At 46.3% G+C, this 25,257-nt stretch carries 20 protein-coding genes; 12 read left to right on the top strand and 8 right to left on the bottom strand.

Going from position 1 to position 25,257, the window contains the following annotated elements:
• Window positions 1-31 precede the first annotated feature (31 nt).
• From ACO0KY_RS07750 to ACO0KY_RS07720, 7 genes are all read left to right on the top strand, one after another.
• Window positions 32-934 carry an alpha/beta fold hydrolase gene (locus ACO0KY_RS07750; RefSeq protein WP_423045129.1) on the top strand — a complete coding sequence of 301 codons (903 nt, stop codon included), beginning with the start codon at window positions 32-34 and terminating at the stop codon, window positions 932-934.
• 89 nt (window positions 935-1,023) lie between these two features.
• The gene (locus ACO0KY_RS07745; RefSeq protein ID WP_423045128.1) at window positions 1,024-2,097 is read left to right on the top strand and encodes a patatin-like phospholipase family protein; all 1,074 of its coding nucleotides are present in this window, start codon (window positions 1,024-1,026) and stop codon (window positions 2,095-2,097) included.
• A gap of 194 nt (window positions 2,098-2,291) precedes the next feature.
• On the top strand, window positions 2,292-3,533 hold the full coding sequence (locus ACO0KY_RS07740; protein WP_186911553.1) for a cystathionine gamma-synthase family protein: 1,242 nt from the start codon (window positions 2,292-2,294) through the stop codon (window positions 3,531-3,533).
• Window positions 3,534-3,658: 125 nt separating this feature from the next.
• Window positions 3,659-6,169, top strand: a complete 2,511-nt coding sequence (locus ACO0KY_RS07735) for an ABC transporter permease (RefSeq protein WP_423045127.1) — start codon at window positions 3,659-3,661, stop codon at window positions 6,167-6,169.
• Between the two features lie 43 nt (window positions 6,170-6,212).
• Window positions 6,213-6,854 (top strand): glutathione transferase, encoded by a 642-nt coding sequence (gene yfcF, locus ACO0KY_RS07730; protein WP_423045126.1) that lies wholly within the window; start codon window positions 6,213-6,215, stop codon window positions 6,852-6,854.
• A gap of 46 nt (window positions 6,855-6,900) precedes the next feature.
• The gene (locus ACO0KY_RS07725) at window positions 6,901-7,392 is read left to right on the top strand and encodes a group II truncated hemoglobin (RefSeq protein ID WP_423045125.1); all 492 of its coding nucleotides are present in this window, start codon (window positions 6,901-6,903) and stop codon (window positions 7,390-7,392) included.
• Window positions 7,393-7,447: 55 nt separating this feature from the next.
• Window positions 7,448-8,923 (top strand): DNA recombination protein RmuC, encoded by a 1,476-nt coding sequence (locus ACO0KY_RS07720; protein WP_423045124.1) that lies wholly within the window; start codon window positions 7,448-7,450, stop codon window positions 8,921-8,923.
• Between the two features lie 9 nt (window positions 8,924-8,932).
• On the opposite strand, the gene soxR is transcribed toward ACO0KY_RS07720, so the two are convergent.
• Window positions 8,933-9,382 carry a redox-sensitive transcriptional activator SoxR gene (soxR, locus tag ACO0KY_RS07715; RefSeq protein WP_186911557.1) on the bottom strand — a complete coding sequence of 150 codons (450 nt, stop codon included), beginning with the start codon at window positions 9,380-9,382 and terminating at the stop codon, window positions 8,933-8,935.
• A 98-nt stretch (window positions 9,383-9,480) separates the two neighbouring features.
• Between soxR and ACO0KY_RS07710 the strand changes: the two genes are divergently transcribed.
• Window positions 9,481-10,536 (top strand): questin oxidase family protein, encoded by a 1,056-nt coding sequence (locus ACO0KY_RS07710; protein WP_423045123.1) that lies wholly within the window; start codon window positions 9,481-9,483, stop codon window positions 10,534-10,536.
• A gap of 60 nt (window positions 10,537-10,596) precedes the next feature.
• Here ACO0KY_RS07710 and ACO0KY_RS07705 read toward each other — a convergent pair whose 3' ends face one another.
• The 7 genes from ACO0KY_RS07705 to ACO0KY_RS07675 all read right to left on the bottom strand — a co-directional run bounded on the left by ACO0KY_RS07705 (window position 10,597) and on the right by ACO0KY_RS07675 (window position 21,223).
• Window positions 10,597-11,817, bottom strand: coding sequence for an SGNH/GDSL hydrolase family protein (locus ACO0KY_RS07705; RefSeq protein WP_423045122.1), 1,221 nt, complete (start codon window positions 11,815-11,817; stop codon window positions 10,597-10,599).
• A gap of 464 nt (window positions 11,818-12,281) precedes the next feature.
• On the bottom strand, window positions 12,282-13,886 hold the full coding sequence (locus tag ACO0KY_RS07700) for a diguanylate cyclase domain-containing protein (protein WP_423045121.1): 1,605 nt from the start codon (window positions 13,884-13,886) through the stop codon (window positions 12,282-12,284).
• A gap of 5 nt (window positions 13,887-13,891) precedes the next feature.
• Window positions 13,892-14,326, bottom strand: coding sequence for a hypothetical protein (locus tag ACO0KY_RS07695; protein WP_423045120.1), 435 nt, complete (start codon window positions 14,324-14,326; stop codon window positions 13,892-13,894).
• A gap of 6 nt (window positions 14,327-14,332) precedes the next feature.
• On the bottom strand, window positions 14,333-15,589 hold the full coding sequence (locus ACO0KY_RS07690) for a hypothetical protein (RefSeq protein WP_423045119.1): 1,257 nt from the start codon (window positions 15,587-15,589) through the stop codon (window positions 14,333-14,335).
• Window positions 15,590-15,812: 223 nt separating this feature from the next.
• Window positions 15,813-16,688, bottom strand: a complete 876-nt coding sequence (locus tag ACO0KY_RS07685; RefSeq protein WP_423045118.1) for a peptidylprolyl isomerase — start codon at window positions 16,686-16,688, stop codon at window positions 15,813-15,815.
• Between the two features lie 190 nt (window positions 16,689-16,878).
• On the bottom strand, window positions 16,879-18,003 hold the full coding sequence (gene moaA / locus ACO0KY_RS07680) for a GTP 3',8-cyclase MoaA (protein ID WP_423045117.1): 1,125 nt from the start codon (window positions 18,001-18,003) through the stop codon (window positions 16,879-16,881).
• A gap of 229 nt (window positions 18,004-18,232) precedes the next feature.
• Window positions 18,233-21,223 carry an Rne/Rng family ribonuclease gene (locus ACO0KY_RS07675; protein WP_423045116.1) on the bottom strand — a complete coding sequence of 997 codons (2,991 nt, stop codon included), beginning with the start codon at window positions 21,221-21,223 and terminating at the stop codon, window positions 18,233-18,235.
• Between the two features lie 645 nt (window positions 21,224-21,868).
• On the opposite strand from ACO0KY_RS07675, the gene ACO0KY_RS07670 reads away from it, so the two are divergent.
• From ACO0KY_RS07670 to ACO0KY_RS07655, 4 genes are all read left to right on the top strand, one after another.
• A complete protein-coding gene (locus tag ACO0KY_RS07670; protein ID WP_423045115.1) occupies window positions 21,869-22,882 on the top strand; it encodes an RluA family pseudouridine synthase in 1,014 nt (337 codons plus the stop codon).
• Window positions 22,883-22,992: 110 nt separating this feature from the next.
• Window positions 22,993-23,652 carry an HAD-IA family hydrolase gene (locus tag ACO0KY_RS07665; protein WP_186911567.1) on the top strand — a complete coding sequence of 220 codons (660 nt, stop codon included), beginning with the start codon at window positions 22,993-22,995 and terminating at the stop codon, window positions 23,650-23,652.
• An 11-nt stretch (window positions 23,653-23,663) separates the two neighbouring features.
• On the top strand, window positions 23,664-24,029 hold the full coding sequence (locus ACO0KY_RS07660; protein WP_423045114.1) for a Rieske (2Fe-2S) protein: 366 nt from the start codon (window positions 23,664-23,666) through the stop codon (window positions 24,027-24,029).
• Between the two features lie 15 nt (window positions 24,030-24,044).
• Window positions 24,045-25,037 (top strand): S49 family peptidase, encoded by a 993-nt coding sequence (locus ACO0KY_RS07655; protein WP_423045113.1) that lies wholly within the window; start codon window positions 24,045-24,047, stop codon window positions 25,035-25,037.
• Window positions 25,038-25,257 lie beyond the last annotated feature (220 nt).

The raw sequence follows: 25,257 nt of genomic DNA, 5'->3' as shown, positions 1-25,257 counted from the left end.
TCGTAGCTTCCGAAGAAAATTGTATATTGCCATGACATCCACTCAATCATCGATTATTTCCGCTTCGCGTTCCGAATTCATTCAGATTCGCGGCTTACAATACCATGTTCGTCATTGGGGGAAACCGGATGCACCAGTGATTTTTATGCTGCATGGCTGGATGGATGTATCAGCATCGTTTCAATTTATGGTCGACCATTTTACGCAAGATTGGCATGTAATTGCTCCTGATTTGCGTGGCTTTGGTTTGACTGATGCGCCAGGTACGGATACGTATTGGTTTCCAGATTATCTCGGCGATTTGGATGCTCTACTTGATCATTATGTACCTGACGGTGCGGTGAATTTACTCGGGCATAGCATGGGTGCCAATGTGGTTGGCCTGTATGCAGGTACGCGGCCGGAACGCGTGCGCAAATTGGTCAATCTGGAAGGTTTTGGTATGCCGACCACGCATCCAAAACAAGCCCCTGGTCGTTATCGCAAATGGCTGGACGAACTGCGTCAGCAGCCAGAATTGCGTACTTACGCATCGCAATCGGATGTGGCGGCGCGTCTGCAAAAGACTAATCCAAGATTAACCAATGAACGTGCAGCGTTTTTGTCTGAGTTCTGGTCGCGTGAAAATGCCGAAGGACGTTGGGAAATTCTTGGCGATCCTGCACACAAACAAACTAGCCCTTTGCTGTTCCGTGTTGAAGAAGTAATGGCATGTTGGGAGCAAATTACGGCACCGGTGCTGTGGATGCAAGCCGATGACACAAATGTCTGGCATTGGATGGGACCAAAAGAAGAAGGGCAAAAAGAAATTGATCGTCGCCTTGCGTATATTCCGGATTTGCAAAAAGAAATGATCCTCGATGCAGGACATATGTTGCATCACGACCAGCCCGCCTTGTTGGCGGAGTTGATTGAAGCGTTTTTATTGAAATAATTTATTTCGTTAGAGGCTTAAGCATTTACACTCTTACCCAATACTTTTTGTAAGTTCAGTGGAATTCAGTGGAAATTAAAGGATTTGCTTTGTCAGAGCATCATATAGAAAAAAGCCAGCATGCAGAGGGCGAGGGACAGGGTTATCAACGTTGTCTGGTCATGGCAGGTGGGGGATTCCGGTTTGGTTATTACCTGGGGATTTATGCTGCTTGTCAGGAGCGTGGAAAAACGCCTGATGTAATTTTAGCCAGTTGTGGTGCTGCGATAGCTGGCACGATTATTCATCATTTGCCCGATAATGCGCAGCGTTTAGCGTGGCTGACATCGGCACAAATGCACGCATTTTGGCGTGGACTGCAAGCCAATCCTGAAAAGAGCCTGCTCAAAGCAATAGGCGGTGTCGCCAAACGTGCTTTGTTTGCGAATGATGTTAGACGTATTCCGGACCTGTTTCAGGATTATCTGTTCGATATTCCGGCGGTGCTGCCTTTGCCTGACAATATACATTACAGTGGCGCGCCGGATTTGGCAATCGTCGCCGGGCGATTATTGTTTTCTAAATCTGAAGTAGGTCAGTTGCGCGGCAATCGGAAATTGTATGCCGAAACTATTTTCTCTAATCATCGCGTAGCAAGCATATTGGATGGCATGTGTTCCCCGCTCGCCAGTGCCGAATGGAAACATAGTGCTGTCGCTGATCAATTGCTATTTGAGACGCAAACACCGGTTGCTGATGCGGTACGCGCATCAATTGCTGACATGTATTATTTCCGTTGTCATCAAATTGGTGAGCATCATTATATGGGCGGCGTGTTGGATCTTTTTCCCATAGAAATTGCTCGCAAATTGGGTCGCGAAGTGATTATGGAACGTAAAGGTTTGTACAATAAATTCATCGATGTACCCGCTTTGCGTCTGGTCATGGGCATACACGGCAATCAACGTTTGCATAAAGTATTTCAGCAACAGGCGGATTATTGGGTTGATACGGCAGACATGGAACAGGCGCTGGTCAAGCATCAAATTAGCAAGCAGCTATTCTGGCTGCGCAACCGCTTGGCTTTGCGCATTCCCGAGCGCCACGAAGACTTTGTTGAGATGATTAATTTGCAATGGCAATATGGCTATCGCAAGGCAATGTCGGCGTTTAATGCCAAATGAAATTTCGAACTTGTAAGAACCGCATTGAGCTGCATTGAGCTCAATGCAGCTCAATGCAGCTCAATGAAGTATTTACATATCTATTAGGATTGCATAGAGATCGTCGCTTCTGCGTTACACTTATACTTTGTAATGCAGCTTTTTGAACTCATATTCAACGACTAATTCCAGCGATTAATTTCTACAATACTAAGATGAACGATAAAACTTCCTACGGCTTTACCACCACTATTCTGCATAGCGACCGCCAAAAAGACATAGAACACGGGTCCGTCCATAAGCCAGTGCATACCTCGGTACTATTTGGATACAAGGATGCGCGTGATTTGGCGCAAGTGTTTCAGGGTAAGCAATCGGGATATCGTTATGGTCGTCAGGGCAATCCGACGGTTGCGGCGTTAGAAGACAAAATTACTAAGATGGAAGGTGGCGCATCAACGATTACCTTTGCAACCGGTATGGCAGCTATTGGAGCAGTGTTTCAGGCATTGCTACGTCAGGGTGATCATGTGGTTTCATCCCGATTTTTGTTTGGGAACACCAATAGCCTGTGGCAGACTGCAAAATCTCAGGGTATCGAGTTAAGTTTAGTTGATGCGACCGATGTTGCTAACGTTGAGGCTGTGTTGACACCCGCAACGCGTCTGGTTTTTGTAGAAACAATTGCCAACCCTCGGACTCAGATCGCTGATCTGAAACGTATCGGTGCCTTGTGCCGCGAACGCGGTATTCTGTTTGTGGTTGATAACACGATGGCGTCGCCGTATCTGTTTCAGCCTAAGTCTGTTCATGCTGGTCTGGTTATCAATTCGTTGACTAAATCGATCGCCGGTCACGGAAATGTGCTTGGTGGTGCAATCACAGATACTGGTTTGTTCGACTGGAGCGCCTATCCAAATATTGCCGACAACTTTCGCAAACAAGCGTCCGCGCAACAGGGTATGGCACAAATACGTGCCAAAGGCTTGCGTGACTTTGGCGCAACTTTATCGCCAGATGCTGCGCATCAGATCGCGGTCGGCGCAGAGACACTTGCCTTGCGTATGGAGCGCGAATGCGCAAATGCCCTGGCGCTGGCGCAAATGCTGGAGGCGGATCCGCGTGTGGCGGCTGTGTATTACCCTGGATTGCCATCACATCCACAGCACAAGTTGGCAACTGATTTATTCCGCGCTTATGGCGCCTTGCTGAGTCTGGAATTAAAACCAGAAATTGATTGTTTTGATTATCTGAATCGCCTCAAACTAGCTATCAATGCCACCCATCTTGGTGATACGCGTACTCTGGTGATACCGGTGGCGCACACAATTTTCTTTGAAATGGGCGCCATACAACGTGCAGAGATGGGTATTGCCGACTCATTGATACGGATATCGGTAGGGATCGAGGATACGCAGGATTTGCTGAGCGATTTCGCTGCTGCTTTGAGCGCTTGATAGATAAATCTGATGGGAATTGTGGTTCCGGGTAGTCTTGCCAATATAAGCAAATGGGGGCGCAATTCCGGTTATGTTTGTTGGTGAACTCGTAATAACTATTGGTGATCTGACGAAAGGCAATGATGTTTCGACTCTCATGGCGCATGACGATGCGTGATTGGCGCGCTGGTGAATTGCGGTTTTTACTAGTTGCTTTAATAGTTGCTGTAGCTTCTTTGTCGTCTGTCGGTTTTTTCGCCGATCGTCTGCGTAGTGGACTTAATCGCGACGCCCATCAATTGCTGGGCGCTGATTTATTGGTCAGCGCTGATCAGTCAGTCAATCCAGAATGGAAAACCGAAGCGAAGAAGCGTGGCTTACAAACAGCTGAGACCGTGGTGTTCTCTAGCATGGGGATTGCCGGTGAGGGCGATCACGCTTTGGCTAAGCTGGTCTCGCTCAAAGCGGTCAGTCAACATTACCCTTTGCGGGGTAAGTTGAAGCTGAATCAACGCGTGGGTAGTGTTGACCGGGAAGTCGCCACCGACGATATTCCTGCACCGGGTACGGTTTGGATAGACCCCTCTTTGCAGATTGCGTTGAATCTGAAGCCAGGCGATAAATTACGCTTGGGTGATATGACTTTTGTATTCACTCATACTATTGCCGATGAACCTGATCGCGGTGCCGGTTTTATGAATTTTGCACCGCGCGTTATGATTGCAGTGACTGATTTGCCTGCGACCAATTTAGTGCAAAATGGCTCACGCGTAACTTACCGTTTTCTCATGGCGGGTGCCAACAAAGAAATTGCGCAATTTCAGACGCAATTAGAATCACAGATTGAGCAACAAAAACTCAAAGGAGTACGACTAGAGTCGCTGCAATCTGGTCGTCCTGAAATGCGGGCAACGCTGGATAGGTCAGAACAGTTTTTATCGCTCGTCAGTTTATTGTCTGCGATGCTGGCTGCAGTGGCAATCGCCATGGCTGCGCGCCGCTTTATGTTGCGACATCTCGATGCGTGTGCGATGTTGCGTTGTCTGGGCTTGACACAAAATCAGGTCACGATGATGTACCTGTCAGAGTTTTTGCTGCTGGGATTATTGGGTAGTATCGTTGGTGTCGCCGTTGGCTATGCTGCTCACTATGTGTTGCTCGAATGGCTGGGTAATTTACTAGCGAAAGATTTGCCTGCGGCAAGCTGGTTGCCAGCCTTGCATGGTGTCGCCACTGGCTTGTTACTGTTGGTTGGGTTTGCTTTGCCACCGGTTTTGCAACTGAGAAACGTCCCACACAATCGCGTTATCCGACGCGAGCAAGATGCGCCGCAAGCCTTAACTATCGTCACTTATGTATTGGGTTTGTCGATGTTTGTCGGGCTATTGTTATGGCAAACGGGTGATGTGAAATTAGGCCTGCTGACCTCTGCTGGTTTTTTAGTTGGCTTATTAGGGTTTGCGTTGATCTCTTGGTTGTGTGTGATGTCATTGAAACGCGTGCGCAATGTGTTTCAATCCACATCGTGGCGTTTTGCAGTCACTGCATTGCAGCGTCGACCAGGAGCCACCGTGATACAGATCGTGGCTTTGGCACTGGGTCTGATGGCATTGCTGTTGTTGACGGTGGTCAGAGGCGATTTGATCTCAGCATGGAAAAAATCAACGCCCGCTGATGCACCGAACCATTTTGTGATCAATATACAGCCTGATCAAAAAGACGAGATCGCGGCAAAGCTTGCGCCATTTGATCACCCATCTATGTATCCGATGATACGTGGACGTTTGATTGCCGTGAACGCCAAAGCCGTGACCGCAGAAACTTACGAGGAAGATCAGGCGAAACGCATGGTTGACCGAGAGTTTAATTTATCGGCAATGAATGAAATCCCAGCATTAAATCAAATTACCGCTGGAAAATGGTTTGATGATAGCAGTGCTATTGAACCCGAGGCGTCGGTTGAGATTGGTATTGCTAAAACACTCAAACTTAAATTGGGTGATCAACTAAGTTTTGACATCGCCGGACAGCAAGTTACGGCAAAGTTGACCAGCTTGCGTAAGCTCGACTGGGGCTCGATGCGGGTTAACTTCTTCATTGTCCTTAATCCAAAATCCATGGTCGATATGCCAGTGACCTGGATCACCGCATTTCGTTTGCCTGCAAATGATGTGCGTTTTGTAAATCAATTAACGCTCGATTATCCGAATCTGACGGTTGTAGATGTTGGTGCCATGATTAAGCAATTGCAGAGCGTGCTGGATCAGGTCATTACTGCCGTAGAATTTTTGTTTTTATTCACGTTGGCGTCGGGTGTTCTGGTGTTGTACGCTGCACTGGCGGGATCACAGGACGTCAGGCAACGTGAAGCGGCGTTACTTAGAGCTTTGGGGGCGACCCGCAAGCAATTGTCCCACGCGCAATGGATAGAGTTCCTGCTGATTGGCAGTGTTGCAGGTATATTGGCGGCAAGTGGTGCGTCTGCTGTAGGCTGGGCGCTGGCGCATTTCAGCTTTAATTTTGAATGGAATTTTTCGCCACTAGTGTGGCTTGTTGGCGTATTTATTGGCGCGGCATGTGCCTTGTTTGGTGGGTGGGTAGGTTTGCGCAATGTGTTAAATCAACCGCCACTGTTGAGCCTGCGTGAAAGTTGAACCGCTATTGAAATTTGAATTTAAATATTTTTGAAGGATAACTATGGCAAGCCATTCTGAAGACGCTTTGCGTTTATATGTCGATAGCCAATTTTGCAGTCCCTATGCGATGTCAGCTTTTGTCGCCCTGCAAGAAAAGAAACTGCCGTTTGAATTAATCACAGTAGATCTGGCAGCGAAGAAAAATCATGAGAAAGACTTTACCGAAAAATCCCTGACCCAACGAGTACCAACTTTGCTGCATGGTGACTTTAGTTTATCTGAATCTTCTGCCATTACTGAATATGTGGATGAAGTATTTGAGGGTCCTGCTTTGTATCCTAAAGACGCAAAGCGACGCGCCAGAGCGAGGCAAGTTCAAGCATGGTTGCGTAGTGACCTGATGGCGATTCGCGTTGAGCGCAATACGCAAGGTATTTTTTATGGCAAAAAATTTTCACCTTTATCGGAAACGGCTTTAGCTGTAGCACAAAATCTGTATTTTGTTGTTGAGACCTTATTGCCAGTCGGTCAGAAAAATATGTTTGGTGAATGGAGCATTGCTGATACAGATCTGGCCTTAATGCTGCATCGTCTTGTGCAACATCATGAAGCAGTACCGGCACGTCTCGTCGAATATGCACATCATCAGTGGCAACGTGCCTCTGTGCAGCAATGGTTGCAGCAAGGCAGACCAGTTTTGTAGAACATGTCGCACTAATGCGGCAGAGAAATTTCTTTTGTGAGTAGTAATGAATAATGAAATGAAGCACGAAATCAAGCAAGATACTAAGCAAGCAGATCAGCAAGCAGATCAGCAAGCAGATCAGCAAGAACAAAGCAATGCCGATGCGGAAGAAGAAAAATCGAATTTGTATGCATTGATCGGTGGCGCAGATAATCTGCGTCACCTGGTCGATCGATTTTATGACCTGATGGAATTGGAGCCGGAGTTCGCAGGTATCCGAGCGATGCATCCGGTACCCATGGATAGTTCGCGCGATAAATTGTTCTGGTTTTTGTCTGGTTGGATGGGTGGGCCAGATTTGTACATCAGTCAGTTTGGTCATCCACGGCTGCGTGCCCGTCATTTGCCATTTGCGATTGCCAGCGCTGAGCGTGATCAATGGCTACGTTGTATGGCGTGGGCGATGCAGGATGTCGGCATTGAAGAAGGCTTGCAGCAGCATTTGATGCAGTCGTTTTACCAAACCGCCGATTGGATGCGTAATACCCCGGGTTGATTCTGCATACTTGCGTGCACTGCCATACAACTGAAGGTTTCCGCTTTTTGAAAACATGACTACATTTGAACTCGTAATATTGGCGGCATTGCTGCTCGTCCTTATCTTGATCGTGATCTTATTGATCCGTACCAGCAGTGCGCAAAAAGATCAGCAAGGTTTGGATTTGCAAACACTGCAGCACTTTTTGCAGACGTCGCAGCAACAGCAACTGTTGAGCGATGAGCGCACGGAGCGTTCGCTACGCGAGCAAGTGCAATCAACTGCATTGGCGACGCGGCAAGAGTTGGGAACAAGTTTTTCCCGTTTGCAGCAAGGAATGGCGACCCAATTGACGAGCGTCGCTACCTTGCAAAAAGGTCAGATCGATGGTTTTTCTCAACAATTGGCAAAACTCAATGAAAGTAATGCCCAACAGTTAGAGCAAATGCGTCTGGCCTTGATACAGCAAAGTCAGAATGCACGTGAAGAGCAGGGCAATAGCCTTAAATTGTTTGCCGATACTTTGAATCAGACACTGGTTAACCTCACAGAATCCAATGCCCAACGCATGAGCGAAATTCGGGCGACTTTGGAGCAAAAAATCCAACAGCTGCAAGCTGAAAATGCCAGCAAGCTGGAAGAAATGCGCAAGACAGTTGATGAAAAATTGCATGCAACTTTAGAGCAACGCTTAGGTGAATCATTTAAGCTAGTCTCCGACCGGCTTGAAAAAGTCCATCAAGGCTTGGGCGAGATGCAGCAATTGGCGATTGGCGTCGGTGATCTCAAACGTGTATTGACGAACGTGAAAACGCGCGGTACCTGGGGCGAGGTGCAATTGGAGATGGTACTGGAGCAAATGCTGACGCCAGACCAATATGCCAAGAACGTCGAAACTATTCCCGGCACTGGTGAGCGGGTAGAGTTTGCCATCAAATTGCCCGGCAAAGAAGAGGGTAAAGCCCCCGTCTGGATGCCGATTGATGCAAAGTTCCCGAAAGAGCAATACGAACGTTTACTCGATGCAGCAGAACGTGCTGATGCGGAAGGGGTGGCAAGCTTTGGTAAAGAGCTGGAACGCGCAATACGTTCTGAAGCGAAAACAATTTCAGAAAAATATGTTTCGCCTCCATTAACGACTGATTTTGCAATTCTTTTTTTACCGACCGAAGGCTTATATGCGGAAGTCATGCGCAGGCCTGGTTTGGCAGACGATTTACAACGTACGTGCAGAGTGTCAATTGCAGGGCCATCCACTTTGTCTGCGCTGTTAAATAGCTTGCAGATGGGTTTCCGTACGTTGATACTTGAAAAACGCTCATCTGAAGTCTGGCAAGTACTGGGCGCGGTAAAGACCGAGTTCTCTAAGTTTGGTGATGTATTGGCTGCAACCAAGGCAACACTGGAAAAAGCAGCGAGAAACATTGATCAGGCAGAAGTACGCACGCGGCAAATGACGCGCAAGTTAAAAGATGTTGAAGCCTTGCCGGTGGATGCTGCGCAAAATTTGTTAGGTGCGGCAGAGCTTGGCGGTGATGCCGATTCATAATTAATAAATTTATTTGTCTGGGCGGTCACCTAACAGAAAACGCGCCCCGGCACCTTTGCTGGAAACTTGATCTTGCGGGTTGTAAAGCGCGCAAGATTTGAGTGAGAGACAACCGCAGCCTATGCAAGACGTTAATTGATCACGTAGTGCAATCAATGCATCAATGCGTTGCTGTAACAATGGTTGCCAGGCGCTGGAGAGCTTTTGCCAATCGGCTTTATTGGGTGTTCGTTGGTCGGGCAGTTGCTTGAGCGTGACTTCAATTTCTTCCAATCTTAAACCGGCGTTTTGTGCGGCGCGTATAAACGCTATCCGGCGTAAACTGTCCTTTTTGAAGTGCCGACGTTGACCAGCAGCAGTGACGCTTTCTAGCAAGCCCCGTTCTTCATAAAACCGGATAGCACTGGCGTTGATGCCAGCGCGCTTCGCCAGTTCGCCTATAGAGATTAAATCTGACATGTGTTGACTCCTTTTAAGAACCCATATTCTTATGACTTGACTTCAAGTTTACTTCAACTTGTAATCTTGTGCTGTATTCAAATTTATTGGGAGGAAAAATGCTGATCATCAATGAATCGGGCGTCTTGCATACTCTATTAGACGCAAATAAAAAATTCGCACTGGCTGCGAAAGGCACTACAAATCATTGTCCTATGGCTTTGGTTGCGTTGGCAAACATGGGGGCGAGTGATCAAGTATTACAGGAGTTCTTTGATTATTGGTGGGAAACCTTTGCCATTGATGTCACCGCGATGACATCCACCTTAAGTTTTCAACGCCATAATTATCGTCTATGCATAGGACAGGCTTCGTGTTTTTCTGAATTGCAGGCATATTTAACCCAACGAGTGCTGGTTGAGGGCATCCGTGCAGTGCTTGCGGAGGTCTTAAATGAGATTCCCTTTGCCCCTGCTAGCGGTGCTTTTCACTCGCTGATCCGCTTAGCTTATGGGATCCGCGCGGAACATAAGGGGGAGGTGGCCGCTGGCTTGGCAGCAATGATAGTGAATAACTTTCCTATACGGTTGTCAACACTAAATTCTGAATTTGATGGGTCAATGGAAGGTGCTTTTGCTCAGCTTTCTTTGGTGTTCGGCGGTCGCAAATTTGCAGGTGAGATGATTACCAGCAAAATGCGTGCAGTGATGGCAGATAAAGAATTTTTATTGATGTGCCCGACACTGCCGCATTGTGATGATGCATTAGCAGGAATGCGAGTGTTGGCAATTCATTGTTATTTCCGAACGCAGAATTTTACTGCCTTACATATGGTGACGGCGTTGCAGGCATTTTCTGACTTAGCGGCACTTATCCCGGAAATGTGGTTTTCACGAATGATGGGTGATCTTTGGGTCGCCTTGTGCGTCGCCTATGTGTCGATAGGGGCGCCAGCTTTGCCACCAGCTCAACCCGTGACCTTATTGATGAATAGTGATGTCCAGGGGCAGGGCGGTCTGAATATGCAAGATTGGGAGGGATTATTTGCGCTGGCACTTCGTTCTAAAGATGATCATGTCATTAAAATGACTTACAGTTGCTTTCTTGAGTATCAAATTGTGCCAAATCCTTTGTATCTTCAATCGGTCAGATTGATTCATGGTCTGGTGAATTGAATCAGTAAACTTGCACACGCTAACAGGGTGGCGTGCGCAAGTTTTTTTTAATATCAATCGTTAGTTGCTGCCGATATTGAAGTTTGCTCTCGTGAAGTTCGTGGCATTGTCACCAAGTAACTTATGCGTATGCGTTGTTGGGTGGAGTAAGTCCCAAAACACAAAGGTATCGGCATTGATGCAATTGCTGCGTGGCGACCATGTGTACGTATAATTCAATGTCGAGCTCGAATTAATATTGAGGCAGGATTGCGTTGTGTTATTCACGCCATATTTGGACGGATTATTTAACAGATCGGTAAATAAGCTATTGGCGTCAAAAATGCGAATATTGATATTGCTCCCATAATTTGCCCTGAATGTCGCCACCATGTCCGCTTGTTGTTGATTTAACTGTTGAACCTGTGCTTTGACGGATGCTGCATCGGTGCGTGTCGCGAAAACCGGAGCACGTGAGACATCAGGTAAATTGACCAGTAAGATATTTTTTCCGCCAGCCGCAATCAGATTGGTCAGTGCTTTTTGTTCCGCTGCGATAATTGTCGCCACAGTGCGTCCGTAATTGACCAGATCATTGCCGCCAATGAGTAATGTAAATAGGGTATTTTGCGGCTGATAGTTGGGTGCATTTCGCGTATAAGAAACCCAGGATGCTACTTGCTGACTGACATCGGGAATGACAAAGTAGGTGTCGGCAGCCGCACCTGCAACGGCCCAGTTGTAGATAGGTAAATTGAGATTGGCCGACAAATAATCGAGCCAGTTTTTGTCATTGCTAAATCTTCCTGCAAAATAACTGTTCTTGTTTGGTAGTACCCAATCAGTGGCATTGTACATATTTTGCATGTCCGATAAGCTGTCGCCGAACGCTACGATTTTATTGATACTACCGTTCTGAGTGACTTGATCTAAGGTCCAGACCGTGTGGTTTAAAGATGCCGAGCTATCGGCGGCAGCATACATTGCAACAGGTGCCTTGATGCCTTGTGAGGAAAGAGTGCTTTGGCAGACTGACTGCAAAGTTGCTTGGGTGGTTGCGCTGTAAAACATATTATTCAGATCGACATTGCTATACCAATAGCCATTGATCCGGTAGTAGTCATTGCTGCTTGGATCGCGCCCCCATACGTAGGTCGTTGCTGGTGTCAGGTTAGATGCATTGATGCGGTAAAAACAGCGTAAGTAGGTGTAAGTGTTGCTGCCAAACGCGTAGCTTGAGGCGCTTGCCAAGGCTAACAGTGGAATGCAAAGGCTAAGTAAAAACGTTTTTAAGTATTTCATTTTGTCTTCAGAATTTTAAGGTGGGGAGCTCAAAAATCTCCCGTCATCGTCGCTTTTTAACTTTGTTCGTGCCGATCTTGCTGCTTCGAAGCGGGGGTTTGCGTGAGTCCTCTGAGATATTGCTGGTTACCATGCTTTAAGTGCTTGTACCGCACGCTGTCGGGCATGATTTGAAACTATTGTTAAATGTTTTTCACTGCTGAGAATTTTCTACTGCGAACGACTGCTGCAATGTGATGAAGATGGCGAAGTGCCAGCATCTTTTTTGAATCGCGGAAAAGTTTCCGCGAAAAAATTGTATGTGTGAAGGGGAGGGGGAAGTTTGTTTTATTCTAGATATTTCACTCTAATTGCATTAAAAATTGCTAAATTCGTTTTAATGCGTTTATTTTTCGAATTTAGTTGAATTTGTCGTTGCGCAAACCTGACGTTGATTTTGGAGTGCGTAAATAATCATGCGCTTTTTAGCTATCTGTCGTGTCGGCCATCCGGTAATCATTGCGTCCGGATTTTTTGACTTCATACATGGCGATATCGGCTTTTGCTAAAACCTCTGCGGGGACGAAGCTAGCCCGATCGACAAAAGTTATACCGATACTGGTGCCTATGCTGGCCCAGCTTCCCGCACTGAGAGCAATTGGGGCAGCGACTTGTGAAATGATTTTTTTTGCGATTTCTTCAGCAATTGTTTGTTTTTGTAGATCGTGTAGCAAAACTATAAATTCATCTCCACCTACCCTGGCGATAAAGTCGCTTTTTATTAAGGTCTTGTGCAGTATGTTACTGAACTGGATTAGAACCTCGTCTCCAGCCTGATGACCGAGTTGATCATTCACCTGCTTAAACTTGTCCAAATCAATCAGCATGATAAAGAAAGGGCTCCCGCTTTCATTTATATGTGCTTTTGACCGGCGCGCCATCTCTCGCTCAAAACCAAGGCGATTGTATGCACCGGTAAGATGATCAGTGATTGCTAATTGATTTGCATTTTCTTCCCGTAGTTTGCGTTCAGTAATGTCATTCATTAAACCTTGCAATTCGCCATTTTCGGTCGCATGGATAACCAGATGTATCCATTTTTTTTGTTTGCGATGATCGACCTCTACATAAAAATCGTCAGAGAGAACGCGCATTTCATTGATCGCAGTGTCAATCATCAGATGTAAACGCAGTTCTTGACCTTTCATGGTTTCGATGAGTGCGTTGCTGGAGTTCTCTTTTTCTACGCCTAGCATCTGTAGAAATGCGGGGTTACAGGACGTCAATATCGCGTCTTTGTTCATCTGAAAGATGCCTGTTTCTGCGTTATCGAAAATCGTCTGGAATTTTTTCTCGCCCAAAGCATGTTGGATTCTTAGTTCTCTTTCTTCCTCAAGGGTTCCGACTAAATCCGCAATCAGACGATTAACATCGCTGGTTAGTTGCCCTAGTTCGTCGTATTTATTTTTTTCTGGTTGCGGAAGCAATTCGCCTTTTTCTGGACGCAGCTTATGAAGTCGATCAGAAATTGTTTTGATTGGTCTGGTAATGATGGATAAAACAATATATGCAACTGCGGATGCCATAAGGATGGTCTGTAAAAACAAGAAAACAGAGATGATCCGTGCTTTTGTTGTGCTTTGATCATAAATTGCTTCCTGGTTGACTCTGACGCGGATGTGGCAAACCTGTTCTGTTTTGTTGAAAGGGGAGTAAATATCATTTTGAATGAAATCTGAATCTTTACTGATGGCACGACTTAGGTTATTGCTGGCATTTGGAAAGTCTTTTTTGACTTCGGAGAGCAGGGTCTTATTGTTGAAGATCCGGACTTCTTTAATATTTGTATTTTTTTGTAGATCGTTGGCAACATCATTGCTTAAATTGGTGTCAGACAGGTAGCACGCAACGGCTACGGTGTTTTCTACAGAATTGAGTAATTCTTTGATGTTAGAAATGGCATGTTTTTGTTCAGTATTTACCAGGTAGAAATACGTAAAGAGTGAAAAAATACTACCTACCAACAAAGCCATACCAAGCACGGCGCTGGCGCTACGAAAGACGATGCTGGTGCGTATCAGTTCTCTCATCTGGCTTAAGGCAAAGGATTGACGATGTAGATTAGTTTAACCCTTTTATCAATCTTCTTTCTATCTATATATCCAATAGCACCTTTATTTTCACTAACAATATTGAGTACGTCATCCATAGACTTTGCTTGAACGGGAGGGGACCCAAGTCCAGAAAAGTGCAATCTTGCCCAGTAGGAATTGATTTCTGGCAGGTCTTTTCCGGTCAAGGATGAGTAAAATTCTGCTTTTTCAATATCGCTATTTTTTAAATCTATCGGCAGGGCCATTAATCCATTTGGAAATTTACGACTTTTGCCCATATATAAATTCACAATATCTGTCTTACTTAATTTGTTAATCCCACTGTTCACGTTGGTAATGACGACGAGCTCCGCCCACGCATTTCTTATTAATGCCATGGAAGTTATGGTCATCAAAAAATACGTTATCTTTTTCATTTTGCGCTAAAAGATAAAGTTGTAAGCGATACTGATTAAGTTGGCATGGCCATTCCAGCCGGGCTGGACTTTACGTACTAAAAGGTGATCAGTATTATGAATTTGGTCAATTTGTACCTTGATATTGCTGCTATTGGTAAGGTCATAGCGAATCCCGGTCGTTAATGTTGTCTGATTATTTTCCTGGCCAATTACCCCGCGATTGATGCGATTGATTAATGTGACGACTGATGGCGGCATGCTAGGTGTTGTTGTTATATTATTGCCGCCAATTGGACGGACTGCAGATAAGCTTGAGTACGGCGTCCACTTGTTGATCCTGTAACTTAAGGTTAAAAATCCTGCTCTTGAATGGGGAATAATCAAACTATCTGAGTGAATATCATTGAGCATGAATTGCCCTAAAAATGGGCTGTTGTCGTAGACAATACCAAGGGACGTATAGCGGACAAGCTTATTTTGTAACGAAAGTTCACTCGCTATGGTTGATCCGTTTGGTATGAAGGTTTGATAGTCTGGTGACTGTAGTTTGCCCAATGTTGATGTGAGACGTGGATACTCGTTGGCAATTTGAAGGACGCTGTAGGATAGGCGAGATGTCCAGTGGTCTTGCTCAAATTCAATATGGCCACCTAAAAGTTTGGATCCCGCTAAGGAAAGAATTTGATTTGCATATCCAGTATTTAACTTTTCTCTGGCGATTCCTGAGAAAAGTTTGAATGTTATTTTGCCATTTTCTAGATTGTGGGTATATCGCAAATCCGCGCCATCGAAATACGACAAAATGAGGCTGCCAAAAAAATCGATTGGCGGCCTGATCCAAATATACGAATAACCAACGTTTTTTGAATCAGCCAACATATAGGCGTCAAAGCCAAGACGGCCTGTTCTGATCGTCAGATTGTCATTTGGCAGGTATCTGAGGTATGCCCAGCTTAATTGAGGATGGAATTGGTCCGGATTGCGACGACTGATGACTTGAATTGCTCCATCCAAGGTATCGGAGAATCGACCGTCAACTTGCAAGCCAAGATTACTGTCCATGCCAACATCTGTCTGACGAGTAAAGCCCACGCCATTATTTTGCGATAGGTTGCGAATGATATCGACTTGACGTGTATCGTTATGGACGACACCTAAGGTGCCAAATCCCGATATGGAAACGTCATTGTTATTTGTTTGAGCAAAACTATGAGACGAACACCAAAGTGCAAGTAAGGAGAGGGTGTAAAGCAGGATTAATCTGATTGGTGAAGCAAACATAGGTTTTTCCTATATATACTTGACTTGTTTTAATCGCTGTGAGTCTGGGTGTTAGTTTAGCGCACTATCGTGTTTGATTTGGAATGAAAGCGAAGTCGTCTAAAATATTTTATTTTATGCCACTTTGACTTTTTATAACAGGTAGCCTTGTTGTAAATTGCCGAGGCAAACGAAAAAGGCGCTGCACATTTAGTATTGTATAGCGCCCATGAGAATGTATTGTTTATTGTGTTCTGGTTGCTGAAGTGATGATGACTGGCGTCACTGGTACTGTTGGCAAACCTCCCTGAGCAGAGGTTGGTACTGCATCAATCGCTTTCATGACATTGAGACCGCTGAAGATAGTTCCAAACACTGCATAGCCACCGCTCGTAGTCGTTGCGTTAAAAAAGGAACTGTTACCAACAACGTTGAAATAAAACTGGGAAGTCGCGGAGTTTGCGACATTGGTACTAGCCATGCCTATCGTACCTGGTGTATTGCTCAGGCCAGTTGTTAATGTGCTTTCCAAAGTAATTGCGCTATACGTTGGTGTTAGTGCTGTCAGGGTGGGAGTATATCCACCAGCTTGAATAACCTGATTGTCTGCGCGGTGGAATATCGTGTTCGAATAGAAGCCACTTTCAACATAATTAAGGAAGTTGTCTACTGAAATGGGTGCGGCACCAGGGTTGAGTTCTACGACAATATTCCCCATCGTTGTCGCCAGTGTTACTTGCGGTCTTGCTGCCAAAGGGACGCTCATTGCTGCGAAATACAGTTGATTGTTTGCAGTGTCCGTGATGCTCATATTGAATGGACCGACACGGATAATTTTGCAGGTGAATGTGCGCGTGGTATTCGATCCACCTGCAGACTCAGTCAGATTAGCACAACCCGGATTATTGATGTTAACGCCCTGCTGTAAATTTTGACCGTTAATGACCATCGTTATGGCCTGGCGATATTTTAGAACGGTCGGCGAAGTATTGAGGGTAGGGGAGATGCTAACACTACTAACAGTTGCTAAAACAGCATTGTTTGATGATTTTGAACCGCCGCAGCCGCTCAGAAATACGAGGGATGCGAAGGCACCCAATAACCACGTTGAAGCTTTCAATCTAATCTCCATATCTAAAAAACGAATTGTACTGTGCCTGCCATAAAAAATGCTGCATTTGTCGATGTATATCTTGTCACGTTTCGTGACGAAAATACTGGTCGACATAAATTTTTACCTGAAAGGCAGTCCTATTGTATAAATTTTTTAAAATAGTCCTGTGAACTGAAATGTCGTCCTGCTGATAATTTCATCCGCCTATGTATGACATTTCAATTTTTTTCTCGCCAGGTTGACTCTTGGATTCTTTCAGGTCACGCAACTCTGAGTAGCGGTCTGTGCGCGATTGCCAGATTGAGGCAATCACATTGGCGACAAGTAAATCAGAGTGATTATCTTTGCTGCGAATAAGTGCGCGCAAATCATGCCCTTCTGTCGCAAACAGACAAGTATATAGTTTTCCTTCAGTTGAAAGTCTGGCGCGGCTGCAATTCTTACAAAAAGCGTTACTGACGCTTGAAATAAAGCCTATCTCACCTTGACCGTTATTGTGTTTCCATCGCTGAGCGGTTTCACCTTCATAATTAGCCGCCAGCGAGTGTAGCGGCATGCCTGCTGCGTTCAGACGTTGTATGATTTGATGTGATGTAATGACATCGCTCGATTGCCAATGATTGGATGCACCTACATCCATGTATTCAATGAAGCGCAATATGTGAGGGCTGTTTTTAAAATAGCGCGCCATATAAATAATTTCATTGTCATTGACGCCAGCTTTGACCACCATATTGATTTTAATCGGCCCTAAACCAGCTTGATGCGCAGCATCAATGCCGCTTAGTACGTCGGATACGGCAAAATCTACATCATTCATGCGTTTAAAAATCGCATCGTCAAGCGAATCTAAAGAGACGGTAACGCGATTGAGTCCAGCTTGTTTTAAGCTTTGCGCTTTTTTCTTTAATAGTGAGCCGTTCGTCGTGAGCGTTAAATCTGGTGGGGTTCCGTCTGTCGTCCGTAGCTCGGCCAGCATGGCGACTAAATCTTCAATGTTTTTACGTAGCAAAGGTTCGCCACCAGTCAGGCGAATTTTTTTTACCCCGTGGCTCAGGAAGATTTTTGCAATCCGTGTAATTTCTTCAAAGCTGAGCAGTGAACTGTGTGGTAAATATTCGTAATCCTTGTCGAAGACTTCCTTCGGCATGCAGTACACGCAGCGAAAGTTGCAGCGATCGGTAACGGAAATGCGCAAATCGTGCAAAGGGCGTGCCAATGTGTCTTTCAAATCCCCGTTGGGTAGCTTCATTTGTGCGGGGATGGTGAGAGACTCTCGGTGTCTACGAATATCAATTAATGGAATAAATTTTTCCGTCATCTGGTGCAACTTGAAATAAGCGCTAAGTAATTCAGAACGATACCACGAGATTCAAAATCAGGAGTGATGCTCTGCATATTGAGCATTTTGCTATTTGTGGATTCTGAGCATGTGGTGGGGGCGAATAGATACCTGGCTCGCTATTAGTTTACCGAAAATTGGCGTCTTCTCCCGGGCATGAAAAAAGCCGGCAGAGTCAAGGACTTTGCCGGCTTTAGATTGATGCAGATTAACGACGAGTTTCAACCAGAACTAAGGGTTCATCTGAAGCAGGTGGCAAAGGCTTACGCTCGCGTGGAACGCGTGGTGCTGGTACGTTCTTGCTTGCGCTTTCCTGTGCTGCGCGTAGTTTCTCTGGATCAGTGCTAGCCAATTGCAGGCCCGCCGCACTTAACATGTCGTGCATTTGTTCCAGCGGCATTGGTGCTGCAGTTACAACTGGTTTCGCAGTAACTGCTGCAGTTGCAGTTGTTTCATGAGCAACCGGAGTAGCTGCAACCGCTGCCACGATTGCTTCAACTGCCGGCACTGCAGTCGCTGGCTGCGCAACTTCGGTAACGGCAGGAGTCGCTGTTGCAACATTTGCCACAGTTTCTGTAGGTGCTACAGGTTCAATGTGTGTTGCCGTAGTTGAAGTAATCGCAATCGTTGCAGCAGGTGTTTCTGCTACTGGGACTGCATCATGGACGGCGTTTGTAGCGTTGCTGGCCACCATCACTGGTGCCGGCGTCATTGCTGCTACTGGCTCAAAAACCGCAGTAACGGGTGCTACATTGGATTCCACCGCTGCAGGTGTTGGCGCAGCTTCTGTAGTGACTTCTACAGCTACTAACGTCGGTGCTACCGTTGCAGAAACTAAAGCGGAAGCGTGTGTGGCTACCGGAGTCGCATGCACAGCTGTCACCACAGCTGTCACTTCAGTCATAGCAATGCTTTCTGAGATTGGTGCGCTACCAGATTCAATTGCCAACTCACCTTGCTCATTCATTTCGCCAGGTTCGCGTTCACGACGGTTGCGATTGCGACCACCGCGACGGCGACGGCGACGACGCTCTTCGCTTTGCTCCGCGTTTTCATCCACGCCTTGCTCAAGGTTTTGTAGTGGCGCTTGTGCTGGCATCACTTCAACAGGCGCCGGATCCTGGTGCTTCTGGATCAAGTCTTCTGGCTTGGCTTCCGCTAGCAAGGCTTCCTTGCGCTCTTCGCGTTGACGTTGTTGGCGTTCGCGGCGGCCTTCTTGCGGCTCTTTGGGTTCACGTGGTTCGCGAACTTGTTTCGCTGCTTTTGGTGGACGTGGCGTTTCGGTTACTGGTGCTTTTGCTGCTTCACTTTTTTCTGTACTTGCCGCTGCCGGACGATCTTCGCGTTCGTCGCGATCGCGGTTGCTGCGATTGCGATTGCGTTGGTTGTTGCGTTGATTGCGGCCGTTGCGGCCATTGCGATCACGATCAGCAGATTTTTCTTCAGTAGCGACAGGTGTTGCTGCTTTTGTTGCAGATACTTCAGATTTGCCAAAGAAAAAGCTCATCAGTTTGGCAAAGAAGCCTGGTCCGGCGGCTGGCGCTGGTGCGCTTACGGCAGGTGCTGGAGTTTCTTTGCGTTCTACGATAGGTGCTGTTTCTGGCGTGATGCTTTTTACCATTGCTTCCTGGCGCGGCTTTACATCCTCTTTTTGGCGTTTGCTGTAACCGATATCTGTATCTACCTGTTCCGCCATAGCGTAACTGGCGTGATGTTCTTCCAGGCGAGGGTCGTCGTGTTTCAGTCGATCGAGTTTGTAATGTGGCGTTTCCAGATGGGTATTTGGAATCAGGATCACAGTGACGCGATGGCGGGTTTCGATTTTCAGAATCTCGCCACGTTTTTCGTTCAGCAAGAAGGCTGCAACGTCTACGGGTACTTGTACGTGAATCGCTGCTGAATTTTCTTTCATTGCTTCTTCCTGAATAATACGCAGGACTTGCAATGCTGAAGATTCGGTGTCGCGGATATGACCTGTGCCATTGCAACGTGGGCAGGTAACGTGGCTACCTTCAGACAGGGAAGGGCGCAGGCGTTGGCGAGATAATTCCATCAGGCCAAAGCGAGAAATCTTGCCCATTTGCACGCGCGCACGGTCATAGCGCAGCGCATCTTTCAGGCGAGTTTCGACTTCGCGTTGATTCTTGGTGTTTTCCATGTCGATAAAATCGATCACGATCAAACCACCCAAGTCACGCAAACGCAACTGACGTGCAACTTCTTCTGCTGCTTCTAAGTTAGTATTGAGCGCAGTTGTCTCAATGTCGCCGCCGCGGGTTGAGCGGGCAGAGTTAACGTCGACAGAAACCAAAGCTTCGGTATGGTCGATAACAATCGCGCCACCGGATGGCAGTGGAACTGTGCGGCTGTACGCAGTTTCGATTTGATGTTCGATCTGGAAACGTGAGAACAGCGGTACATCATCGCTGTAACGCTTCACACGATGCACCATATCTGGCATTACGTGGCTCATGAATTGCTGAGCTTGTTCGTAGATTTCGTCTGTATCGATCAGGATTTCACCGATATCAGGTTGGAAGTAATCACGAATCGCTCGGATCACTAATGAAGATTCTTGATAAATCAGGAAAGCACCAGGAGAAGACTTGCCAGCGCCTTCAATCGCACGCCAGAGTTGCATCAGGTAATTTAAATCCCATTGCAGTTCATCAACATTACGACCAATACCCGCCGTGCGGGCAATCACTGACATGCCGGTTGGCAGGTCGAGTTTGTCCATGGTTTCGCGCAATTCCTGACGATCTTCGCCTTCAACGCGACGTGAAACACCGCCGCCGCGTGGGTTGTTAGGCATTAATACCAGGTAGCGTCCTGCCAGGGAGATAAACGAGGTGAGGGCTGCGCCCTTATTGCCGCGTTCTTCTTTTTCGACCTGAACAACGATTTCCTGACCTTCGCGCAATGCTTCCTTGATGGAAGTGTTACGAACGTCGATGCCTTCTTTGAAGTAGCTGCGAGCGACTTCTTTGAAAGGAAGGAAGCCGTGACGCTCTTCGCCGTAGTTGACGAAGCATGCTTCCAGCGATGGTTCGATGCGGGTGATGACGCCCTTGTAGATGTTTGACTTACGTAATTCGCGACCAGCGGTCTCGATATCAATATCAATGAGTTTTTGCCCATTGACGATAGCGACGCGCAATTCTTCTTGCTGCGTAGCATTGAACAACATACGTTTCATTTTTTTACTCCGTGACCTGATGGTCATCTTTTGCCGTTGCTTCATTCGGTGAAACAACGACTGTACTGGTGCCGGGATGTATGCCAGAACGGAGAATTTGAAGGGGGTGGAAATGCCTTTGGCGCAGCCGCATAACATTGAGTCAGCAATGGACCAGCAACAATGCTGTATTGCAATGAACCTCAATCCTCTACTGCTTCGCGCTTGGCGCGTGTAATTTTTGCAACAAATTCGAGTGCACATGTCCCCCGCGTTCTCAGGCTTGGTTATATTTGTGCAATAACTAAGCAGAACGCCAGGCGATGCGCAACTTTGGTGTCAGACCATCTTATTTTGTTGTGTCTGACGGAATCGCCTTTATTACAAAAACTACCTAGACAAGCATGCTCATTAACAATTAAACCAGCATCTCTTGTCCAACTTATCCTTACATTTCAAGCTCTCTGATACAACCTCGTCTAACTTATGCCCGATAGCAACAATTGGTCGCTACCTTGGTACGCAAACGAGGGCGCATACACATCTTTTTCCATCATATTTGCAAACTGGCGAGGCTGATAGACTTGCCCCTGTGTAAAATAGCTGTTTATTTCTCTTACACTGCTAAAGCGTAATTGCTGAAGCGAAAATGATTATATATTCAAAATGAAGGACTTAGCGACAATTAATAGGGGTGAGCATCAAAAACAGATGCAAAATGTTCCCCACGAGCAGCCTTCAGCGTCACAGCCGAAAGTCCAAATGCTGACAATCTCTGAAGAAGAGGCAGGGCAGCGCATTGATAATTTCCTGTTGCGCATCTGTAAAGGCGTGCCTAAAAGCCATGTTTACCGTGTGTTGCGATCAGGTGAGGTACGCGTTAACAAAGGTCGCATTGATCAGTTGTATCGATTGGTGGAGGGGGATGTTGTCCGTATTCCTCCTATACGTATGGCCGAGCCATCGACACAAGTGGTGCCTAAGCTAGAATTCCCGATTGTTTTCGAAGATAGTCATTTGTTGATTATCGATAAGCCAGCCGGTGTTGCGGTACATGGTGGATCGGGTGTTAGCTATGGTGTCATTGAACAATTACGTTCATCGAGGCCTGAAGCTAAATTTTTGGAGTTGGTACATCGACTCGATAGGGAAACATCAGGGCTATTGCTGATTGCCAAAAAACGCACAGCATTAACAAACTTGCATGAGCAAATGCGCGATGGTCTGACCGATAAGCGATATTTTACTTTGGTGTATGGTGATTGGAAGAATGCTCGCCAGCATGTCAAATTACCTTTGCACAAATATACGACAGCCGACGGAGAGCGGCGAGTCAGGGTGCAGGCAGACGGCATGGCTTCACACACTGTATTTTCTTTAAAGAAAAAATTTAAAGAATATGCTTTACTAGAGGCGGAACTGAAAACAGGTCGGACTCATCAAATTCGCGTGCATTTATCGGCTAGCGGTTTCCCTATTGCAGGTGATGATAAATATGGCGATTTTCCTCATAATAAAGCCTTGCAAAAAGCGACATCTGAGCGTGGATCATTAAAGCGCATGTTTTTACACGCTCATCAAATCACTTTTACCCATCCTGAGACGGGTAAATTGACAACCGTGAATGCACATTTGCCAAAAGAGTGTGAGGACTTCTTGCGCAGCCTTTCTGGCGCCTGAAAGTCTTGATGACTTACTAATGGTATTATCTCGTTATTGAATAGCAACTTTGATGCCTTTTTTATAATTTTTACCAAAATATTATTTACATAGGTATCGCACTTACAAATATGGCAAAAAAGCAATTTGATTTTATTGTTTTCGACTGGGATGGCACCCTCATGGATAGCACAGCCACGATCGTCAAATGTATACAGGCAGCAGCCCGTGATTTGGGCTTGCCTGTACCAGATGATAGTGCTGCTGCCTATGTGATCGGTCTTTCGCTGGCAGAAGCAATGGCTGCGGCGCTACCTGATGTTGATCCTAAGTATTATCCACGTATGGTCGAACGTTATCGCTATCATTATCTTGCTAAGGATCACGAACTTCCATTGTTCAATGGGGTGCGTGAAATGCTCAGTGATCTGGCACAGCAAGGATATTTTTTGGCAGTGGCGACTGGCAAGAGCAGGGTGGGACTCAGTCGTGCGCTGCACACTGCTAATCTGACTTCGGTATTTGATGCAACCCGTTGTTCGGATGAAACGTTTTCTAAGCCGCATCCAGCGATGTTGCAAGAGTTGACCCGCGAACTTGGTCAGGAAATGCAGAGAACCTTAATGATAGGCGATACCACTCATGACCTTCAAATGGCAGCTAACGCCGGCGCTGGTGGGGTTGCTGTGGAATATGGTGCTCACGCGCCGTCGTTGCTTGCTGCTTTGAATCCTCTGTATTCGGCATCTAGTGTGCACGAGTTGCACCAGTGGCTCAATCAACATGCCTGATCGGAGAATATATGACGTCAATATCGATTTGTGCTACGGATGAGTTAATTGAGGGTGGCCTAGGCGTTCGTTTTCCATTGACAGCGGGGAGTGATGATGCAACGGGTTTTGTAATTCGTTATGCTGGTACCGTGCATGGATATCTGAATCGCTGCGCGCACGTACCAGTTGAACTCGACTGGAATCCTGGCGAATTTTTGGAGTCTAGCGGCCTTTACATTATGTGCGCGACACATGGGGCAATTTATGAGCCCGAAACCGGACATTGTTCAGGTGGTCCTTGCCGTGGTAGCCGTTTGAGAAAGATACAAGTCAGTGAAAGCGATGGCAAAGTCTTTTGGCATCCTGATGATTATATCCAGCCCGTCATTGCGTAATTATTGAAGGCTTTTATGGAAATACAGAACAACGATTTGCCTGTCTCAGGCGTGCAAGAAGCGGTCGGTCAAGCCTCTCACTGGGAGCGCGAAACCTTGGAAAAATTGGCCTTTGCAAGCTTGCAAGAGCAAAAATTACAACGTCGCTGGGGTATATTTTTCAAATTGACCTTTATTGCGATCCTTGTATTTGGAGTTTATCGATTTGGTGGTCTGTTTCAAACGGAGGTTGACAACAATGCGCAGCACACCGCTTTAGTTGAAATTGATGGCGAGATTGATGCTGAGGGTAGTGGTAGTGCGCATGATGTTATCCCCGCACTTGATCGCGCGTTTGCGGAGTCAGGCTCGGTGGCCGTTATTTTACGGATCAATAGCCCTGGCGGCAGCCCTGTTCAGGCAGGCATGATCAACGACGAAATTGTGCGTTTGCGTGCGCAATACCCAGAGAAAAAATTGTACGTAGTCGTGGATGAAATCTGTGCTTCTGGCGGCTACTATATTGCTGCTGCAGCGGACAAAATTTTTGTTAATAAAGCTAGTGTTGTTGGATCTATCGGCGTATTGATGGATGGTTTTGGATTCACCGGTCTAATGAATAAATTTGGTGTCGAACGACGCTTGATGACGGCTGGTGAAAACAAAGGATTCATGGATCCTTATTCACCAATGACAGAAAAGCAAAAAGCCTATTCTCAGGCAATGCTCAATGAAATTCATCAGCAGTTTATCGATGTTGTTCGCAAGGGACGCGGTAACCGCCTCAAAGAAACACCTGAAACTTTTTCAGGTTTGTTTTGGGTCGGTAGTAAAGCGGTAGAAATGGGTCTGGCGGATGGCTTTGGAACAGTAGATTCTGTTGCGCGTGATGTAATCAAGGCGGAAGATGTTGTCGATTACACCCAAAAAGAAGACCTGCCAGAACGCGTACTCAAAAAATTTGGTGCTTCAGTTGGTGGTGCTGCGATGTCGACATTGACCAAATCCAGCAAGCTGACTTTACATTGATGCATTGAATTAGTTTAGTTAATTTTTTAAATCCTTCGTCACGCTTGATAGTTTTAATTATCTTCCACTCGAAGGGCAGTTGTTCTATATTGAGTCCGTAACTGGTTCAAAACGGGAGGTCGATATAAAATTTATTTCGTTTCCAAGGCGGTTTGCATCTGAGCCCCGGTTGTAGTTTGTTTTGCCGGTTATGTATGAAGTGGATAGAAGACAATTAGTG

It is taken from the genome of Undibacterium sp. Dicai25W (assembly GCF_049340505.1).
GTDB classification, from domain to species: Bacteria; Pseudomonadota; Gammaproteobacteria; order Burkholderiales; family Burkholderiaceae_D; genus Undibacterium; species Undibacterium jejuense.
The sequence above is the reverse complement of the archived record's forward strand: the minus strand, read 5'-3'. Positions and strand labels throughout refer to the sequence as shown.

Excerpts from the sequence above, each read along its gene's own strand:
- ACO0KY_RS07690 (WP_423045119.1), bottom strand. The coding sequence starts at position 15,589 with ATGTTTGCTTCACCAATCAGATTAATCCTGCTTTACACCCTCTCCTTA.
- ACO0KY_RS07720 (WP_423045124.1), top strand. The coding sequence starts at position 7,448 with ATGACTACATTTGAACTCGTAATATTGGCGGCATTGCTGCTCGTCCTT.
- ACO0KY_RS07660 (WP_423045114.1), top strand. The coding sequence starts at position 23,664 with ATGACGTCAATATCGATTTGTGCTACGGATGAGTTAATTGAGGGTGGC.
- ACO0KY_RS07655 (WP_423045113.1), top strand. The coding sequence starts at position 24,045 with ATGGAAATACAGAACAACGATTTGCCTGTCTCAGGCGTGCAAGAAGCG.
- ACO0KY_RS07665 (WP_186911567.1), top strand. The coding sequence starts at position 22,993 with ATGGCAAAAAAGCAATTTGATTTTATTGTTTTCGACTGGGATGGCACC.
- ACO0KY_RS07695 (WP_423045120.1), bottom strand. The coding sequence starts at position 14,326 with ATGAAAAAGATAACGTATTTTTTGATGACCATAACTTCCATGGCATTA.
- ACO0KY_RS07710 (WP_423045123.1), top strand. The coding sequence starts at position 9,481 with ATGCTGATCATCAATGAATCGGGCGTCTTGCATACTCTATTAGACGCA.
- moaA (WP_423045117.1), bottom strand. The coding sequence starts at position 18,003 with ATGACGGAAAAATTTATTCCATTAATTGATATTCGTAGACACCGAGAG.
- ACO0KY_RS07735 (WP_423045127.1), top strand. The coding sequence starts at position 3,659 with ATGTTTCGACTCTCATGGCGCATGACGATGCGTGATTGGCGCGCTGGT.
- soxR (WP_186911557.1), bottom strand. The coding sequence starts at position 9,382 with ATGTCAGATTTAATCTCTATAGGCGAACTGGCGAAGCGCGCTGGCATC.
- ACO0KY_RS07700 (WP_423045121.1), bottom strand. The coding sequence starts at position 13,886 with ATGAGAGAACTGATACGCACCAGCATCGTCTTTCGTAGCGCCAGCGCC.
- yfcF (WP_423045126.1), top strand. The coding sequence starts at position 6,213 with ATGGCAAGCCATTCTGAAGACGCTTTGCGTTTATATGTCGATAGCCAA.
- ACO0KY_RS07675 (WP_423045116.1), bottom strand. The coding sequence starts at position 21,223 with ATGAAACGTATGTTGTTCAATGCTACGCAGCAAGAAGAATTGCGCGTC.
- ACO0KY_RS07740 (WP_186911553.1), top strand. The coding sequence starts at position 2,292 with ATGAACGATAAAACTTCCTACGGCTTTACCACCACTATTCTGCATAGC.
- ACO0KY_RS07670 (WP_423045115.1), top strand. The coding sequence starts at position 21,869 with ATGAAGGACTTAGCGACAATTAATAGGGGTGAGCATCAAAAACAGATG.
- ACO0KY_RS07705 (WP_423045122.1), bottom strand. The coding sequence starts at position 11,817 with ATGAAATACTTAAAAACGTTTTTACTTAGCCTTTGCATTCCACTGTTA.
- ACO0KY_RS07725 (WP_423045125.1), top strand. The coding sequence starts at position 6,901 with ATGAATAATGAAATGAAGCACGAAATCAAGCAAGATACTAAGCAAGCA.
- ACO0KY_RS07750 (WP_423045129.1), top strand. The coding sequence starts at position 32 with ATGACATCCACTCAATCATCGATTATTTCCGCTTCGCGTTCCGAATTC.